24 protein-coding genes and 1 tRNA gene are annotated in these 14,952 nt (G+C 33.5%); 2 read left to right on the forward strand and 23 right to left on the reverse strand.

Annotation, left to right across the window (positions count from 1 at the left end; all coding sequences use genetic code 11):
- The first annotated feature begins 28 nt into the window (after positions 1 to 28).
- Positions 29 to 100, forward strand: a tRNA-Thr gene (locus tag VIX88_RS09215).
- 157 nt (positions 101 to 257) lie between these two features.
- Positions 258 to 1,391: a site-specific integrase gene (locus VIX88_RS09220; RefSeq protein WP_214193773.1), complete on the forward strand. Its 1,134-nt coding sequence runs from the start codon at positions 258 to 260 to the stop codon at positions 1,389 to 1,391.
- 94 nt (positions 1,392 to 1,485) lie between these two features.
- Here the strand turns inward: VIX88_RS09220 and VIX88_RS09225 are convergent, their stop codons facing one another.
- The 23 genes from VIX88_RS09225 to VIX88_RS09335 form a co-directional block, all read right to left on the reverse strand.
- Entirely contained in the window at positions 1,486 to 2,088 is a 603-nt protein-coding gene (locus VIX88_RS09225; RefSeq protein ID WP_154212761.1) for a hypothetical protein, read from the reverse strand.
- On the reverse strand, positions 2,066 to 2,578 hold the full coding sequence (locus tag VIX88_RS09230; RefSeq protein WP_153937906.1) for a Panacea domain-containing protein: 513 nt from the start codon (positions 2,576 to 2,578) through the stop codon (positions 2,066 to 2,068). The genes VIX88_RS09225 and VIX88_RS09230 overlap by 23 nt, the downstream gene beginning before the upstream one ends.
- A 175-nt stretch (positions 2,579 to 2,753) precedes the next feature.
- Positions 2,754 to 3,248 (reverse strand): M15 family metallopeptidase, encoded by a 495-nt coding sequence (locus tag VIX88_RS09235; RefSeq protein ID WP_214193774.1) that lies wholly within the window; start codon positions 3,246 to 3,248, stop codon positions 2,754 to 2,756.
- Positions 3,249 to 3,258: 10 nt separating this feature from the next.
- Positions 3,259 to 3,498, reverse strand: coding sequence for a DUF7681 family protein (locus VIX88_RS09240; RefSeq protein ID WP_154212644.1), 240 nt, complete (start codon positions 3,496 to 3,498; stop codon positions 3,259 to 3,261).
- A 10-nt stretch (positions 3,499 to 3,508) separates the two neighbouring features.
- Positions 3,509 to 4,162, reverse strand: coding sequence for a hypothetical protein (locus tag VIX88_RS09245; RefSeq protein ID WP_214193775.1), 654 nt, complete (start codon positions 4,160 to 4,162; stop codon positions 3,509 to 3,511).
- Positions 4,140 to 4,961 carry a DNA methyltransferase gene (locus VIX88_RS09250; protein WP_222535164.1) on the reverse strand — a complete coding sequence of 274 codons (822 nt, stop codon included), beginning with the start codon at positions 4,959 to 4,961 and terminating at the stop codon, positions 4,140 to 4,142. Before VIX88_RS09250 ends, VIX88_RS09245 begins: the two co-directional genes overlap by 23 nt.
- A 6-nt stretch (positions 4,962 to 4,967) precedes the next feature.
- Complete coding sequence (locus VIX88_RS09255) at positions 4,968 to 5,207, reverse strand: hypothetical protein (RefSeq protein ID WP_222535066.1); 240 nt, start codon at positions 5,205 to 5,207, stop codon at positions 4,968 to 4,970.
- 258 nt (positions 5,208 to 5,465) lie between these two features.
- Positions 5,466 to 5,807 carry a hypothetical protein gene (locus VIX88_RS09260; RefSeq protein ID WP_079206726.1) on the reverse strand — a complete coding sequence of 114 codons (342 nt, stop codon included), beginning with the start codon at positions 5,805 to 5,807 and terminating at the stop codon, positions 5,466 to 5,468.
- A complete protein-coding gene (locus VIX88_RS09265) occupies positions 5,807 to 6,172 on the reverse strand; it encodes a hypothetical protein (RefSeq protein WP_154212512.1) in 366 nt (121 codons plus the stop codon). Before VIX88_RS09265 ends, VIX88_RS09260 begins: the two co-directional genes overlap by 1 nt.
- 3 nt (positions 6,173 to 6,175) lie before the next feature.
- Entirely contained in the window at positions 6,176 to 6,673 is a 498-nt protein-coding gene (locus VIX88_RS09270) for a hypothetical protein (RefSeq protein ID WP_154212513.1), read from the reverse strand.
- Between the two features lie 9 nt (positions 6,674 to 6,682).
- Positions 6,683 to 7,948 (reverse strand): hypothetical protein, encoded by a 1,266-nt coding sequence (locus tag VIX88_RS09275; protein ID WP_214193776.1) that lies wholly within the window; start codon positions 7,946 to 7,948, stop codon positions 6,683 to 6,685.
- Entirely contained in the window at positions 7,948 to 8,241 is a 294-nt protein-coding gene (locus tag VIX88_RS09280; protein WP_154212515.1) for a hypothetical protein, read from the reverse strand. Before VIX88_RS09280 ends, VIX88_RS09275 begins: the two co-directional genes overlap by 1 nt.
- The gene (locus tag VIX88_RS09285; protein WP_214193777.1) at positions 8,238 to 8,795 is read right to left on the reverse strand and encodes a hypothetical protein; all 558 of its coding nucleotides are present in this window, start codon (positions 8,793 to 8,795) and stop codon (positions 8,238 to 8,240) included. Before VIX88_RS09285 ends, VIX88_RS09280 begins: the two co-directional genes overlap by 4 nt.
- A complete protein-coding gene (locus tag VIX88_RS09290) occupies positions 8,782 to 9,573 on the reverse strand; it encodes a hypothetical protein (RefSeq protein WP_214193778.1) in 792 nt (263 codons plus the stop codon). The genes VIX88_RS09285 and VIX88_RS09290 overlap by 14 nt, the downstream gene beginning before the upstream one ends.
- Positions 9,560 to 9,970 carry a hypothetical protein gene (locus VIX88_RS09295; protein ID WP_214193780.1) on the reverse strand — a complete coding sequence of 137 codons (411 nt, stop codon included), beginning with the start codon at positions 9,968 to 9,970 and terminating at the stop codon, positions 9,560 to 9,562. Before VIX88_RS09295 ends, VIX88_RS09290 begins: the two co-directional genes overlap by 14 nt.
- A gap of 4 nt (positions 9,971 to 9,974) precedes the next feature.
- The gene (locus VIX88_RS09300) at positions 9,975 to 10,601 is read right to left on the reverse strand and encodes a hypothetical protein (RefSeq protein WP_214193781.1); all 627 of its coding nucleotides are present in this window, start codon (positions 10,599 to 10,601) and stop codon (positions 9,975 to 9,977) included.
- Entirely contained in the window at positions 10,601 to 11,188 is a 588-nt protein-coding gene (locus VIX88_RS09305) for a hypothetical protein (RefSeq protein WP_214193783.1), read from the reverse strand. Before VIX88_RS09305 ends, VIX88_RS09300 begins: the two co-directional genes overlap by 1 nt.
- A gap of 20 nt (positions 11,189 to 11,208) precedes the next feature.
- On the reverse strand, positions 11,209 to 12,303 hold the full coding sequence (locus tag VIX88_RS09310) for a hypothetical protein (protein ID WP_154212519.1): 1,095 nt from the start codon (positions 12,301 to 12,303) through the stop codon (positions 11,209 to 11,211).
- The gene (locus VIX88_RS09315) at positions 12,303 to 13,439 is read right to left on the reverse strand and encodes a Clp protease ClpP (RefSeq protein ID WP_214193785.1); all 1,137 of its coding nucleotides are present in this window, start codon (positions 13,437 to 13,439) and stop codon (positions 12,303 to 12,305) included. Before VIX88_RS09315 ends, VIX88_RS09310 begins: the two co-directional genes overlap by 1 nt.
- 218 nt (positions 13,440 to 13,657) lie before the next feature.
- Entirely contained in the window at positions 13,658 to 14,068 is a 411-nt protein-coding gene (locus VIX88_RS09320) for a type II toxin-antitoxin system HicB family antitoxin (RefSeq protein ID WP_214193786.1), read from the reverse strand.
- Positions 14,069 to 14,093: 25 nt separating this feature from the next.
- Positions 14,094 to 14,291 carry a type II toxin-antitoxin system HicA family toxin gene (locus VIX88_RS09325; protein ID WP_214193788.1) on the reverse strand — a complete coding sequence of 66 codons (198 nt, stop codon included), beginning with the start codon at positions 14,289 to 14,291 and terminating at the stop codon, positions 14,094 to 14,096.
- A gap of 78 nt (positions 14,292 to 14,369) precedes the next feature.
- Complete coding sequence (locus tag VIX88_RS09330; RefSeq protein WP_214193790.1) at positions 14,370 to 14,642, reverse strand: hypothetical protein; 273 nt, start codon at positions 14,640 to 14,642, stop codon at positions 14,370 to 14,372.
- Positions 14,633 to 14,947, reverse strand: a complete 315-nt coding sequence (locus VIX88_RS09335; RefSeq protein ID WP_214193791.1) for a hypothetical protein — start codon at positions 14,945 to 14,947, stop codon at positions 14,633 to 14,635. The genes VIX88_RS09330 and VIX88_RS09335 overlap by 10 nt, the downstream gene beginning before the upstream one ends.
- Between the last annotated feature and the right edge of the window lie 5 nt (positions 14,948 to 14,952).

Here is a 14,952-nt window from a genome sequence, read left to right on the forward strand (position 1 = left end):
ACCATTGCGGCTTGTGATTTTTTTATAAGCCGATATAGCTCAGCGGTAGAGCGCTTCCTTGGTAAGGAAGAGGTCTCGGGTTCAAGTCCCGATATTGGCTCTGAAAAATGAATAAAGTAAGATGCTGATAAATAGTATCTTACTTTTTTGTTTGCAAAGAGTATCATCTATAATGATTAAAAATATAATTCTTAAAATAGGTATAAAATAGGTACAAAATAAGAATGTTTTTCTAACTATTTTCCAACTATACAAAAATGACAATAACAATAAAGATAGATACTAAACAAACGAAGAAGCAAGGACACCCAATAATACTATACATCTATGTTTCAAAAACAGATAAGATGACCAAATACACGGGGTATTATTCAACAGCGGATAATTGGGATTTTGAAAAGGAGGAGCCAAAGAGAACACACCCGCTTTTTGTTGCCATAATGGATTATCTGCTAGAAAAAAGAAGAATTATTTTAAATATATTAAATTCAAGAAAGAGGTACACGGCAGAGCAAATCAAAAATCAACTATTGAAAAACTCAACAAGCCTTTATGATTTTTGGGAAGAAAGAATATTAGAAATAGAAAATAAAGGAACACAAGATTCGTATAGAAATACGCTTTCAGTGTTCCGAGCATTCAGGAAGGAAATTTTATTTGAGGATATAGATTATAATCTTTTAAACAGCTTTAAACAGTTCAAAAAAGGAACTTGTAGCAATAATGGCATCAACTCATACCTAAAGAATATAAAAGCAGTATATAACGAGGGAATAAGGCGAGGATTGTATAAACCAGATACATTTATAAGTCCGTTTAGTCAAGTTATGGAACGGGCGGAGAAGACAAGAGATAAATATTTCACGATAGAGGAATTGAGAAAAATTGTTAGTAAAAAAGAGAAGACTAAATACGACTATTATTTCTTGTTATCTTTTTATCTAGGCGGTTTGGACTTTATAGATATAGCAAGTCTTAAAAAAGAGCATATTGTAGGAGGAAGAATAAAATTTGAACGATTTAAAGGAGGAACTAATGAAATAATAGATAACTTTATTTTTCCAGAAGCCTATGAGATTATAAATTATTTTAATGATGGGGAATATTTAACTGATATTTATAAGTATTCCGATGTAAAAACAGCTAGAGGTAACTTTAATAAACGATATAGAAAGCAGTTAGAACATATAGGTATAAACTCTTATTTTTCATCAAAAACGGGCAGGTATTCATTTATAAATGTGGGAGAAGAACTATTGCTTAATAGAGATGTTATTATGGAACTGACAGGTCACTCTCGCGGAGATGTGCATTCTATTTATGAGGGGAAGTATTCCAACAAAATAAAAGACGAAGTCCATAGAAAAATAATAGATGCGGTTGTTTTATAGTTAAAACTGCAAAGATTTGAAGAGGCTAAAAAATAAAGCTGCCTTCTTTTTAGATAAAAACCGCGAGAACTTTGTAAATTCTCGCGGTTTTGGTTTATAATTTCCGTGAATCTTGTTTAGAGTATAACTCTTTTATCTCTTCTGTAATAATAGGTTCATAAAACTTTATAAACTCATCTATAACACTTTCGTCACATGAATTTTTATTATAACCTACATAAATATTGTGTCTGATATTTCCTTTTTGCATCATATTATATGCTTCTTTTATACAATTTCTTTTCAAAAAAGTATAAAAAACGCTCATTCTTCTGTTTAAATCCTCTCTTTGAGAATGTTCGACATAGCTGTCATCTAATGCATAAAAACAAAAAGAATAACCCTTATGTTCTTCTGTACAAAGGTTAAAGCATTCTCTGAACAGTCGTAAAGTTACCAGAGGATTTATACAATCCTTACCTTTATTTCTTTTAAATTTTTTTATTCCTTTAGATTTGGAAAATTTAGTAAAATAAAAAGACAAAACAATTATTTTGTATTTTTCAAAACGCTCTAAAATAATTATCCATCTATGCTTTTTATCTTCATCACAAATAATGAGGCTATATTCCTCTTCAATGTAAAATACTCCGTGCTTGTCTTTATTGTAACTATCAATCTTTCTTTTAGAGACTTTAAAATAATTCTTCCCCAACATTACTGTTAAAAGTTGCTATCCCACATACATTGTTATTGGCAACAGGTATCCTTCCATCACCGTCCAATGAAAAATCAGAAATACTTTGTTCATCTATTTTTATTGTATTGGTAGATATTTGCTCAGGAGAAATTTCTCCTCTAGCATTTATCCAAAGAGATTCACTATGAGTCAAATCTACTAACTCTAACCCCGTATACCCTCCATAAATCTTCCAAATTTCATTTAGATGAGAAACGATTTCTTTATCACATATATCTTTTTCAATATATCTCTCGTTTATTAAATCCCCTCTTCTTATAAACCTATATTTATCCCAAACATTGCGAACAACAGGACCTAATACCCAAGCCTGTATTTCGTCTTTAAATAGCAAATTTCTATACTTAACAAAATACCAAACTTGAGAGTAAAATAGAAGTTTCTGTAACTTCAGTGGTGTTACTCCTTTTCTAATAAAGAAAAACGATATATCTACTGCGGAATACACGATACAATATTTTATATATTAAATTTGATAGTGCAAATATAATATTTTAAAATTATTTTTATTTTTCTATTATTAAATTATGTAGTCAAATGTGTAAAAGCAGTTTAAATCTAAATGTCTAAATGATAAAAACCACCGCGAGGGTGGTTTTTGTTTTTACTTGCATTTGACGATATTAGAAACTTACATATTCTGTCTTTTGCCTATTATACAACCCTTGCAAATCTGCAATAGACTTACCAAAGGTTTTTTGAAAATGTGGAGGGTCAGTAAATCTCCAATCGCCGCCCCAAGTCCAACCATAGCGTTTAAATATAGCTACAATTTCTTGCCAATCTGCTATTTTATCATTATCAAAGTCGGCTTTTGTGTCCCACACGGCTGTTTCGTAGGTTCCGTTACCGTCTTTATCTACTAATAAGCAAATATCAATAGCCAATCCATAATTATGGTAAGATTGTCCACCTCTTGCATTAGTTACTCGTCTTCCTTTTTTTGTTCGACCTATTGCGTATAGGTCGTTTTGTTCTTGGAAAGTTCGGAGCGTATGAGTAAATCTACAAATAGCATTCCCTGTAAGAGCCTCGCAAATTTCCTTATAAATAGCTTTAGCTTCTTCCCTTAATTTCGGGTGCAAAAGTTCAATTCTTTGTAGTGTGATTTTATCCATTATGATTTATTTACTTTGTAAAACAAGACTTAACAGCATACATACAAGCCGTTTCTATTTCCGTTTGTGCAATGGAAATTAATCTGTGCTTTTCTCCACTTATTTTTTCAGCGTGTGAGCCATGCTCTCTCATTCCTTCAAGCAAGTCTATTAACTCAGCAGATTTATTTTTAATTATATCTACCAATTCATTTTTAGAAGGATTAAATTCTGCCCCTACTCTTTTTTGTCCTAAAGTTTTTGTATTCATATTTTATTTATTATATTTTTAATCTTGATTTAATAGCGTATTTTGAAAATTCCCAAATAAGGATTATTGAAATCCCAATAATTCCATAAAGCCATTTTCGGTCTGTTTTTGAAGACTCTTGTAGCTTAGTTATAAGCTCTACATTACTTTTATTTTCTTTATGAAGCGAGTCATTACTTTTTGAAAGCTCTTGGTTTTTATCCTCAAGCTGCTCTATGGTCTTGCGTTGTTTTTCAATAGTGGATTTAAGGCTATTTATTTCGCTGATTTTTTCTGATAATTCATTTTGCAGCTTTGACATGGTTGTCCTTAGTATTCTAGTACCATTATCAGCACCAATCTCATAACTATTTCCATTCCTATCAGTCAATTTCACGATACCTTTGGCGTTTTCTATTACCAAATCTTCGGAACTTTCAGAGAGGCTTTTCTCTTGTAGCTCTTTTATTTTAGATTGGTAATTCTCAATCTCATTTTTGAATGATTCGTTTTCTACTTTAAGGTTTTTATTTTCATTTAATACCTCAGATAACTTATTATTAACAGAATTAAATATACTATCATTCTGCGTTTTTAATTGTGTTATTTCTTGTGTCCGTTTGTTTTTTCTAACAGAACCACAAGAAGCCAAAAGCACGAGGCTAAGAATTGCTAATCGTTTCATAAGTGTGTAATTTTTCTTTTAATGCTTCTATTCTTTTTTTACCTGCTTCAAAGTATTCCTCTTCTATTTCAGTGGCTATACCTTGCATACCCATATTATGGACTGCTTCCATAGTGGACATTGAACCTGCAAAGAAATCAGCTACCACAATATCCTTTGATTCTTTATCTCTTGGGATAACTAATGCTAATAATCTTTCTAATAATCGCACAGGCTTTTGTGTGGGGTGGATGCTAGTATAGTGGTCTCTACCTTGTTTGATGATGCTTTTTTCGTTCAAACCAAAGTGAATGGATTGAACTGCATTAACCGCTCTATCTCCTGTTTTATTTTTGTTAGCATTGACCCCCCATTTTGTGAAAGTATCACAAACTATCCTATCATTTCTGATAATACTTTTTTCATTTAAGCCTTTGGATATAGATTGTATAACAGTTACGCATCTATTGTGATTTATTGATGAACTGCCAGTAATTCCGTCTCCTGCATTTTTGTTAAAATCATTTCTAACTATATTATCTTCTGTTTGTTCATTATTTTTAAGAAATTCCAGCACGGCATTTAGAGATTTAGTATTTTTAAAAGTATTTTTAAGACGCTTTATATCCGTAATGATGCTATCTATATCATGACCTTTCATTTCTAGGTAAGGCACTTTCACTTTGTTGATACTTCCTTTTCCTTTCGTAAAAATGGAAATGGTTTCGTGGACGCGGCTTAGTCGCATAAGAGGACTCGTAACATACCTTTTATCCCAAATAATTTCTTCTTTGAAATTAAATCCTAAATTTGCTAAAATGGTATTTCAGCGGTAAAAGCTCACGCCACGCCCAAACATCACTATAAACCCATTTTTTGTTAAAAGTCTTTTGCATTCAGAAAAGAATTTTTGCTCATCAAAGGGTCTTTCTAATTTTTGGTTTTTTAAATAGAGATAAGGTGGGTCTATGCAAATAACATCAATGCTTTCATCAGGCATCGTTGCCATTACTTTCAAATTGTCTTCGTTGTGTAATGACAAGTTAGATATTTGTGTCTTTTTCATTTTGTATTGTTTTTTTTTAGTTTTATTAGTCCATAAGTAAGAAATAATATATTAGCAAATGTTTCCATTTGTCCTAGTGTAGGATTATAATTATCGGAAAAAGTATTTTGCCAATAGCCTCTAACTAAGTAAACAGCCATAAAAAAAGAATAAATTCCTATCAAATAGTAAATGAAACATTCTCTTTTTATTACACCACATCTATTTCTCCCATGTAGTATTAAGAATACTAATGATATGAGAAAATACACCGTTGCGTTAATCAATATTTCCATTGTTATTATTATTTTTAAATTGTTCGTCTTCGTACTTAAACTCGGGGTCTATTTTTGTAAATACTGTTTTGAAAAACACCCTCAATGCAGTATCTGAGAAGTAAGTCAGTATCCAAGTGAAAAATAAATTTCCTTTAAAAGATAGTCCCATTAGCTCTCCACCTATATAAGGTACCGCTACAAATGCAATGAAACAACCAAACAACAAGTGCGTAACCAATACCCATACATCTTTTATTCTATTCTTTAAGTAGTGGTATATACTTGCAAATGTTGCGGCTATAAATAGCAAAGCATATTCTAAAAAATTGTTATCAAATTTCATTATAATTCTCTTATTGATTTCACGCAGTGGTTTTTATCTATCAGGTCTAATAGTCCTGCTAACAATCTACCTGTACAACTTAGCGTTTTTCTTAGTTTATTTTTACCCAAAGCTGATGATACAGTTTCTCTCTCATCTCCAAAAGGATAATATTTCATATTTCTAATTACTAGAGTTGAGTTCCATAAAGCTCTGAAATTTCTATTTCCAAATCGGTCTATATCTATTGCCGTGTATTTAAAATACTCGTTGATGGTTTTAAAATACCCTTTTCTCTTTCTATACTTAACCAAAACAACAATTATGTTGATAATAGTAAGAGGTATGTAAAGTATAAATGCTATTAAAAACAATATGAAGCCCATTATCTATCTTCCGTTTAATTCGTTAATTTTTATTCTAACAAAATCCCCTAAGTAGCCTTCTATAAGTTGTAAAAAGTTAGCGTGGTTGTTAGTCATCAACCACAGCATATATTTGTATGCAGGGACTCTCAATTTTGTGATAGTCTTTTCATCTTCTCCTGCCTCATAGTCTTCTTTTAGTGGCAACTCAATAGGTTGCCCATCTTTGCCTCTGAAATAAGACCATGTATATATATTTACCTCCCATCTAGGCTTTGGAAGCGGTATATTTAAAATAGCCCCTGTTTCTTTATTAGTTAATACTTGTTCATAAATGAAGTGACAATATTCCACTTCTGCGGTGGTTTCCATTCTCAACACCCTTATCGTTCTATTGCAAGAAGGGTAATCTGGGTGGTCTTCTATAGTAAGTTCTGCTAAATGTAATGGTACATTATTTATTTGTTCTACAATACCTTTCAAATTTTCAGGTATTTGTAAATGGTTGTTTAATGTCTTCATATATAATTTTTAGTCTAAAATTTTATAACTCATTCTTCCATTCACTCTTCCGTGTGATTTGTGAATATTGATTTTCGGCGTGTAGTTTCCAATTTCTGTGTATGCATTAGACACATGATACACACATTTCCCGCCCGAATAAATAGAAGTACATATGATATTGCCCGTTTTAACGATAATGCATATGAAAGGTTTTCTTGGAGCTGTACTAGATTCACTATTTCCAATAACAGTCAAACTACTGTAATTTGAACCTTCAACACCAAACAACACACTATCATCTCCATGTCTAGACACCCCTATGTAATTTAAACCTCCACGATATCCTGTTTCCAAAACTCCATTAAATTTAAAAATCCAATTCCCATCCGCTGGTAAAACTATATTGTTAGCTGTCAAGGAGACTACAAGTTCATCATTCGCATATTCGCTAAAATCTGTTGAATTTCCATCTAGTGAAAATAGTCCATCAGAATCTATTCTATTGACTGGCAATCCTTTATTTCCTTTAGTCCAAAGTGTCAAATCGGCACGTGTTATTGGTATGAAGTTTATATTCTTATAATTAGCCATAATTTCTTGTATTTCATCTGCAAATGAAGGTCTGCTTGGTATAGCTTGTGGGTAAATATGATTAACTCCTATGGTTATACTACCAAGACTAGCACTACCATTGAAAGTTTCTGGAATGTTAATGGTAATATCCTCCCTTTCAGAGATAGCTACTTGTCCATTTGAATCTATTACTACTTTTTTATTAAATGTTGTATCAGCATATTTATTAGGGAGCTGCCTAATAAATAGAGGTATGCCATTGGTATCTATATACCACGGAGTAACTAGGTTAATACCACTGTTTGGGGTATTGTTTGGCTTACTATTTGCTAAATTTTTTCCTAAGTTCCCTGCTAACATTCTTCGAGTTTCGTTAGCTTCATTTGTGAGGTAGATGTACTTAAATTCTACTGTGGGAGTAGATATGTTACTTTCCGACTTAGGTAGTTTATCCTCTATAAAATCGTAATGCTCTTCTAGTCTTCCGTGTAGATATGACTCAGCTATTTCTAATTTAGTGTCTATTTGTTCTTTCGTGTAGGCTGTGCCTACTTTTCCATTTTCATCTATGGTGGCTATGTTAGTAGGTATGCTTTCAGCATCTAGTTTTTCTTGGTTTAGTTTAGTTAGAATACTAGCAACTCTCTCCCTAGTATTGCCGTACATCTCCGTTTCATTACGGATAGCCTCTATATCGTTTTGTATAATTTCCTTGCTCATTACTCAAATGTTTTGTCAAATGTTCTGTCAAAAATTTTATAGTCCATATCGTCGACCTCGTTTTCACAAACACAACTCTTGTTAAATATTATGTTTTGTAATTGGTCTATATTTCGCATTTGAACGCCGTCAACCATTACCTCGTTAGGACTAAGATTATCAAATAAAATAGCCCCATCTATGACGCTAGAAATTCTTAGTTTCCCGTTGTTTTTTTGTACGACTTGATATATCCTTTTGTAAATATCAACGCCTACTTTGAACCTTTGTATCGTTAAGCTCTCAAAATTCATCTGCTGATTATTTTGTATTTTGCACCTCTAATTTTTTTTGTTTCTCCTCCGTTGCAGTCGTCATTACAACCACCTGAACAGTCCTTAGCATTGAACTTTGGAAACCTAGACCTGTTTACACATAAAAAACTGTAGACACTCTCAAAAGCCTCTTTTCCCATTACCCTGTAATTGTTAGAAATATCCGTAATCTCTTTTAACGGGGTAGGTATAGACCACTCGTTATTTTTTTGAACAAGTCCATTAGCGGTGTCGTTATAATTGTTTATCAATACATATCTTGAATAAGCGTAGTAAACCCAAACCGTCTTAAACCCAAAAGAATAGCTAAATCGCCCTGATGATTGGTACTTAGATTCATTTATCAAATCTTTGTAGTTGTCATTATTCCAGTTGTCAAGAATATCATTAACGAAGTCAAAACAGAATAAAGGGATAATGTCAAACTTAAATGCTTCGTTGATTGCTATTTCTAGCTTTTCTAAGTCGCAATGTTTGGCAAGTAATCCTAAACCTTTGAAATCATTTGCAGTTAAATATTTAGAGGCTTCCATTTGAATCTATATTAAAAGGTTGAAATTGGACTTCATAGCCTAGAGTTTTAAAGGTAGATTCTAACTTTCGTCTTTCTCTTTCGTTCTGTTCCCAATAAAACATTTTCATTTGGTTAAAGGTTTCAGCGTTTACTCCAAATAAAGCTCCGTCGCCTGATGTAACTAACCCCTCAGGAATGTTGTTAAAAGCCTTCATTATCCTTTTTTCTATGGACTTCTCAAGACTGCTAAATAGTTTATCGTCAAATTGAGGCTCTAGCTGTTTTACCACAAAGGCTCTGTTTAGGTCGTCGGTTGCTCCTAGAGGAACATCTATCGTTAAAACATTTGAGGAATTTTCAGCTCCAAGAGAATTTTTTATTTTATTCTCAAACTCTGTGTCGTCATCGTTATCTTCGTCAAAATATCTAACTATTACCGTTTGACCTAAAAAGCCCCTTCTTGTTTGCGTGTTGTTGTATAGGCTTAATCTAAACTCTGTGTCGCAATCGTTATACACACTATCAATCAGCGGAAGAGCGTATATATATTTGGGGGTCATATTCAAATAAAGGACTTGTCCTCTTTGATGCTTTATCATTTCTGCTAGAGTAGGCTCTTCAATGCCAATAGCTTTACAATCTGCTATCATTTGAGATTTGACAATATCTTTGTCATCATTAAAAGGGTAGTACCATTGTGTTTTATCTTCCACATTTGAAAAAAGCCCTTTTTCTTTTATGTCTAGGCGATAAAAACGACCAGAATAACCATTGTCGTCTTCTTTACTTTTTGCCATTCTTATAATCTAAAAGCTCTATATCCTTTTTAAAGTCTAAAGAATAATCATTTTTTAGATTGTATCTAATATGCAAGTAAGCTCCGCCTTGAACGGCTATATCGTCAGCCATTTTTTCGGATAGGTCGTTTATTTTTTCGCCTTTTGAGTTTATTTGTATATTTTGGCTTTCAGGTACGCCATTACCAATAATGTATTTACTCATCAGGGTTGCACAACGCCTAGCTGTAGGGCTGTTATTACAGATAAGCTCTATTCTTTGAGGGTAGAGGTTATCTTCATCTCGTGTATAGATTTTATTGTCGTTTTGAGGCTTAATATCCCTGTTGAATAACTCTATACTACTTGCCCTAAAGCTCGGCTTATTATTGGTATGCTCGTATCTTTTTTTTGCCATTTTTTTAGTTAGATTTTATCAACAAAATCAAATCACTTTTTTTTAGACCTTTTAAATCTTCCTCTTTTAATCCTTTTTCAAGGGCGAGTTTTTTTAATTCAGCTACTTTTAAAGCGTCTAAATCTTGCTCTGTTTCTTGTTTGTTATCTGCCGTGTTTTCTCCTTCGTCTAAAGTTTCTAAATCGCCCTCTGTTTCCTGTTTAGGATTAAGATTTTCTTTTTCGTCTAAATCTTGCTCTGTTTCTTCGATTGGAAATTCTGGCAATATTTTAAATTGCTGTTTTCTTTCCTCTATTTGTTCAGGCGTTCCTTTGGTAAGGTAATTAATGGCGAAGTCCTCCGTCATTAAATAACCGTAGGTTCTTACTGGTATTTTATTACCTGATTTGTTTTTTTCGTGATAGGTGTATATAATGCTATTATCAAATAGCTTGAAAGTTTTGTTTTCCATTGTTTTGATGTTATTTTCGTTTGCGTTTATAAATTTGTTCCAATCGCTGTCAAAAGTGCAACCTGTGCAGGGAGGAATATGTCCAAATAATTCTTTGTATGCGACCTTATAGGCTTCAAGGAGGCTAGCAGAATTTCTAACCTCCCTTTTACCTATTTTAATTAACTCCTCTCTTGTCATTAAGAAGCATTTTCAAACAGTGAATCAAAGTCCGCATCAGCGTTTCCGTCATTGGCAGGCTTGTAAACTAAAGGAAGCATTGTTTCCTTAGCTTTTTCATCTGACTGCAATGGAATGATACTTCCACCACCACCTTCTACAATATCATAGGTGTAATCTCCAGTAGAGATACCATTTTCCCAACCATAAACTTCGTAAGTTCCGTCAGAAAGCAGAGTAACCCCTACAAATCTTCCGTGGTCTAGCTTGTCAAGTTTACACTTAACCTCCTTAGACGCTCCTATAATTAGGAGTTGCAACTGATGTAGATATTCTACAAAACCATTATCTGTCGTTGATTTGGCAAAAAATCCTTTAATGGAACTTCCGTTTTCTGGAAGTTGGAATAATACCCCTCTTTTGCCTTCTTTTAAGACCATTTGAACGGTGTAATCGCAGGAAGCACCTCCTAAGTTTCCAACCGTACTATTCACTCGGTCTATATCATTGAAATTGATGAGTACCAATTTCTGAACATACCTTTTAGGAATACTCCTTTGGCAAGACACATTCAATCCTTCTGTTAATTCTGAACATATACTAGACATAATTCTTATTTTTTTAAGTGTTAAATTGCTAGGACGTAGTTTTTCAACGATATAGAAGCTCCTAGATATGCTCCTGCTTCGATATATACCTTTCTATCGGTTCTATCATACCAAATGTCAAACATATCTAAATCCTCTCTGTTTTGTGTTCCTACCAAGAAATTAGAATCTTCTCCCCAAACTATTCTGTTTGGTTTCATTCTTGCGTTATTTCCGCCTCCGCCATTTAATTCTGATGTTTTTTCTATAATTTCGTCCCACTCTGCTACTGGCTCAATCTTCGTTCCGTGAAACGCCATATTATCAAACCTAAATGACTTGGTTTGTATAGCATCAGGATTGATAATTTCCATTCCTTGGCAACATTGCTTATCCTTTAAGTTGTTTAGGTATCTCGCTAGAATTTTAGCGTTCCTTTTACCCATCTTTATTGTTGTGTTCTCTTCTTCATCAAGACCCAAGTCCTCACGCTTTTCTTCCATTTCGCAAAGTGTGTCGTAAATTTCTTTACCTGTCATTTTTTGAGCAGAGTAGGTACTTTCGTTGTTTTTTGCAATCCTTACAATGTGGTTAGGAGTAGCCTCCATTCTCGTAAAGAACCCGTTAAACCCATTGAAAAACTTGCTATCCGAAGACTTGTCAGCAAACCAAGCTACTCTCCACCTAGAAGCGTTCAGGTTGTTTTTTACTTGGTTAGTAAGGAATTGCAACAAAGCCGTTTTTAGATAATCGTTAGTAGCGTTTTCAGTTGGGTTAATCATTTTGTACTGGTTCCAAAACGCTAAGAAGTTGTCGTCAAAACTTCTCAAACAGATAGGAATGCGGCACTCAATAAGCCCTAGTTCCCATTTTTCCCCTGAGTATTGATGATTTAAGCTACATTCCGTAGTGTCGCAAGAATTAGCGTCCACAAAAGGGAAACTTTCATAATTTGGTACATCTTTTAGGATAGGCACTAAATTACCCTGTTTTACGCCTGTTACAATTTTGTGATTTTTCTCAAAGTCCCTAGAAAGGAATACTTTTTCAAAAAGTAACTTTGAAAAGTCAGCTTCTGATTTGATGTCGTTTACCAATGGTAAAAGTACATCTGTGAAATTTGATGTTATTGCCATTATTTAATGTTTTTAAAAAGTTGATTTAATTTTGTTGGTGTTGGATTTGGTTTTGGGTCTCTCGGCTCGTCTTCAATTTTGAAATCGTTGATTTCTTTTAGTAGATTGTTAGCTTTTTTAAGCTGAGTTTCTAGCTCTGCTATCCTTGAATTTTTAGTCTGAACCCGTGTCTTGAGGTTAGATATTTCGTTGTCCTTAGCTTCAAGGTCTTGCTTTAGGTTTTCTACCTCATCGTTGGTTTCCTCGTCTTTTGGTTTAATTTCTTTCAGTTCTTCTCCCTCAAAGATGTAGGTTTCTCCGCTTTGCATTAGATATTCTCCTCCGTTTAATTCTCCTGCTGGCTTACCTCCAAAAGTGGCTTTGTCTCCTACTTTAACCTCGGCATCTTCTGCTAATTCGTAGAAGTCTAACTCCTCGTTTAAGCTAGTGAACAAAATTTTGTTATTAGCTCCTGTTTCTTGAAATAGGGAGTTAATTTCGTTCTTAATCCTATTCCAAATGGTCTTTTTTTCATCTGTCATTTTATTGTTATTTTTTATTGGTTTTCTTCTTAGCTTCTCATTTCTTGTGATGATGGAGTTAAAGATTTTGTTTTCAATCACTCTCACATTTTCTATTTCGGTGTAGAAACCATACTTTTTACATTCGTCAATGGTTAGGTCTCTACTTTCATTCATAAATTGCAGAGCTTCTTCCTTAGTGATTGAGGTTTCAGAGGCGTATAGTTCCGCTATTTCATTATCTACTTTGTCTAAATCTTCGTAAATGCGTTTTGCTTCCTCTTTATTCATTTCAAAAGAATAAGTCCAGGCGTTATGCACGAATGGTTTAAGATACTCAGAGCCTACACGCTCATCTCCTGCGAGAAGAAGGATAACTCCTGATGAGGCGCAGTAACCGTCCACTCTTGTTTTAACATTGATTTTTTGCTCGTTTTTGAACCTCTTAATCAAGTTGAACATTCCAAATGCGGTTGTTGTGTCTCCTCCGTATGTGTGAATATTGATTGTTAAAGTGTCGCCCTCTTTCAACTCGGTGTTATCTAAATCGTCCTTTAGATTTTTCAGGGAATACTCATTATCTCCCCAGTAATTGAAAGCGACGATGTCGCCGTAAATGTTTATTTCATTTTTCATTTAGTTATTTAAGTAAAAAAAAGTAAACTATTGGTTTACAAATTTAACTTAAATCATAGGCTTTTTTCGTTGTAAGCGTTTACATATAAAAACACGAAAACCACCGTAAATAGGTGGTTTTATAGGGTTTGGAAAAATTATTTTCGCTAGACAAAATAAAAACCCTGCCAAAAACGGCAGGGTCTTAAAAGTGTAACAGAAACGCTGTCAAACAATATCTATACACTTACTAACTCTCTTCCAATAGAACGAATCCCTTTAAGTATCTGCTCCCTTTTATTAGGGCGTGGCTTTCTGTATCCACTCATATAATGTCCTAATTGTCTTTCATTTATCCCTGTTACCCTAGAGAGTGCTGAGCGTGTAAGAATGCCATCAAATTTATGCAATAATGCAGACACCTCAAGATTAAAGACCAACTCATAGTGTCCCTGTATAAGATATTCAGGCAAGTGGTCTCCATCTTCTACACAGCCTTCAATGTGGAATTTTAAGGCTTCAGCAAAATTACTTTTCAATATATCTAAATCTTTATGAGTATCTACCACAATACCATTTATATCTTTATCATCACATATTGCAGAGTAATTTTTATCTTCCCAACCTATATTAACTTTTATCTGTTTCATAATTTTTTTATTTTGTGCAGGGGGCTTATCGCCACCCTGCTTGTTTGAAAATACTGTTTAATAATTCTTGACTTAGAGTATCACTCGGCTTTCCATTCACAGTTACTTTTCCTTTCTTAGTAGGGTGTTTAAACTGTCTGTGGCTTGTACCGTTGTGCTTGTTAAGATACCACCCGTCATCTTTTAACATTTTTAAGATGTCCTTTACTTTAAAGCGTTTCATTATGTTATTATTGATATTGTTTGACAACACAAAGATAGTAAAAATACTAACATTATCAAAATTTTTAAACTAAAAAATTTAACTTCTCATTTCTATTTCACTCTCCATTAGAGCAAGGGCGTTTTCAACGGTTTTCACGGTAACCTTGCATTGGCTGGCGGTTAATTCCTTTCGTTCTTTATTGCTCTCTATCCAAGAGTAACGCTTGTAAACTTCAGCGATAGAGTAGTAGTCAATAGCGGTGCTAATGGTCTTAACTCCAGCAAGAGAAAGTTTGTATAACATTTCTAGGTTTTTCTCTATAACCTCGTTTATTTTGAAATGATTTGGATTTTCTACTCTTATTTCCATTTTTCGCAGGGTTTTATGTTTTGTCTTAGTTTGTATGAAAGAACGCAACCGCAAAGACTACAGGAGCGTTTGCTTAATTGTGGTATTTTTTCGTCTATAACGACCATTGTGGATACTTTTTCTTCCTGATTGTACTCGCATTTATAGCAATGGTTTGTATATCTTTCTTCGGCTATTTTAGTGGCTGATTTTATGCCTAAGTGAAAGTTTGTCATACCCACTGCTACTGCCTTGATTGTTTTGGCTATTTCTGGGTTTTCTTCTTTTTTCATAGATGAAATTAACCTTTCTATTTTTTCTTTCATATTTG

Source organism: Riemerella anatipestifer (assembly GCF_035666175.1).
Lineage (GTDB): Bacteria > Bacteroidota > Bacteroidia > Flavobacteriales > Weeksellaceae > Riemerella > Riemerella anatipestifer_D.

Bases quoted from the DNA above. Each gene is read 5' to 3' on its own strand.
- VIX88_RS09300 (WP_214193781.1), bottom strand. From the start codon at position 10,601: ATGACAAGAGAGGAGTTAATTAAAATAGGTAAAAGGGAGGTTAGAAAT.
- VIX88_RS09290 (WP_214193778.1), bottom strand. From the start codon at position 9,573: ATGGCAAAAAGTAAAGAAGACGACAATGGTTATTCTGGTCGTTTTTAT.
- VIX88_RS09255 (WP_222535066.1), bottom strand. From the start codon at position 5,207: ATGAAAAAGACACAAATATCTAACTTGTCATTACACAACGAAGACAAT.
- VIX88_RS09295 (WP_214193780.1), bottom strand. From the start codon at position 9,970: ATGGCAAAAAAAAGATACGAGCATACCAATAATAAGCCGAGCTTTAGG.
- VIX88_RS09265 (WP_154212512.1), bottom strand. From the start codon at position 6,172: ATGGGCTTCATATTGTTTTTAATAGCATTTATACTTTACATACCTCTT.
- VIX88_RS09280 (WP_154212515.1), bottom strand. From the start codon at position 8,241: ATGAATTTTGAGAGCTTAACGATACAAAGGTTCAAAGTAGGCGTTGAT.
- VIX88_RS09285 (WP_214193777.1), bottom strand. From the start codon at position 8,795: ATGGAAGCCTCTAAATATTTAACTGCAAATGATTTCAAAGGTTTAGGA.
- VIX88_RS09220 (WP_214193773.1), top strand. From the start codon at position 258: ATGACAATAACAATAAAGATAGATACTAAACAAACGAAGAAGCAAGGA.
- VIX88_RS09315 (WP_214193785.1), bottom strand. From the start codon at position 13,439: ATGAAAAATGAAATAAACATTTACGGCGACATCGTCGCTTTCAATTAC.
- VIX88_RS09325 (WP_214193788.1), bottom strand. From the start codon at position 14,291: ATGAAACGCTTTAAAGTAAAGGACATCTTAAAAATGTTAAAAGATGAC.
- VIX88_RS09305 (WP_214193783.1), bottom strand. From the start codon at position 11,188: ATGTCTAGTATATGTTCAGAATTAACAGAAGGATTGAATGTGTCTTGC.
- VIX88_RS09270 (WP_154212513.1), bottom strand. From the start codon at position 6,673: ATGAAGACATTAAACAACCATTTACAAATACCTGAAAATTTGAAAGGT.
- VIX88_RS09330 (WP_214193790.1), bottom strand. From the start codon at position 14,642: ATGGAAATAAGAGTAGAAAATCCAAATCATTTCAAAATAAACGAGGTT.
- VIX88_RS09245 (WP_214193775.1), bottom strand. From the start codon at position 4,162: ATGAAACGATTAGCAATTCTTAGCCTCGTGCTTTTGGCTTCTTGTGGT.
- VIX88_RS09225 (WP_154212761.1), bottom strand. From the start codon at position 2,088: ATGTTGGGGAAGAATTATTTTAAAGTCTCTAAAAGAAAGATTGATAGT.
- VIX88_RS09320 (WP_214193786.1), bottom strand. From the start codon at position 14,068: ATGAAACAGATAAAAGTTAATATAGGTTGGGAAGATAAAAATTACTCT.
- VIX88_RS09235 (WP_214193774.1), bottom strand. From the start codon at position 3,248: ATGGATAAAATCACACTACAAAGAATTGAACTTTTGCACCCGAAATTA.
- VIX88_RS09240 (WP_154212644.1), bottom strand. From the start codon at position 3,498: ATGAATACAAAAACTTTAGGACAAAAAAGAGTAGGGGCAGAATTTAAT.
- VIX88_RS09310 (WP_154212519.1), bottom strand. From the start codon at position 12,303: ATGGCAATAACATCAAATTTCACAGATGTACTTTTACCATTGGTAAAC.
- VIX88_RS09335 (WP_214193791.1), bottom strand. From the start codon at position 14,947: ATGAAAGAAAAAATAGAAAGGTTAATTTCATCTATGAAAAAAGAAGAA.
- VIX88_RS09260 (WP_079206726.1), bottom strand. From the start codon at position 5,807: ATGAAATTTGATAACAATTTTTTAGAATATGCTTTGCTATTTATAGCC.
- VIX88_RS09275 (WP_214193776.1), bottom strand. From the start codon at position 7,948: ATGAGCAAGGAAATTATACAAAACGATATAGAGGCTATCCGTAATGAA.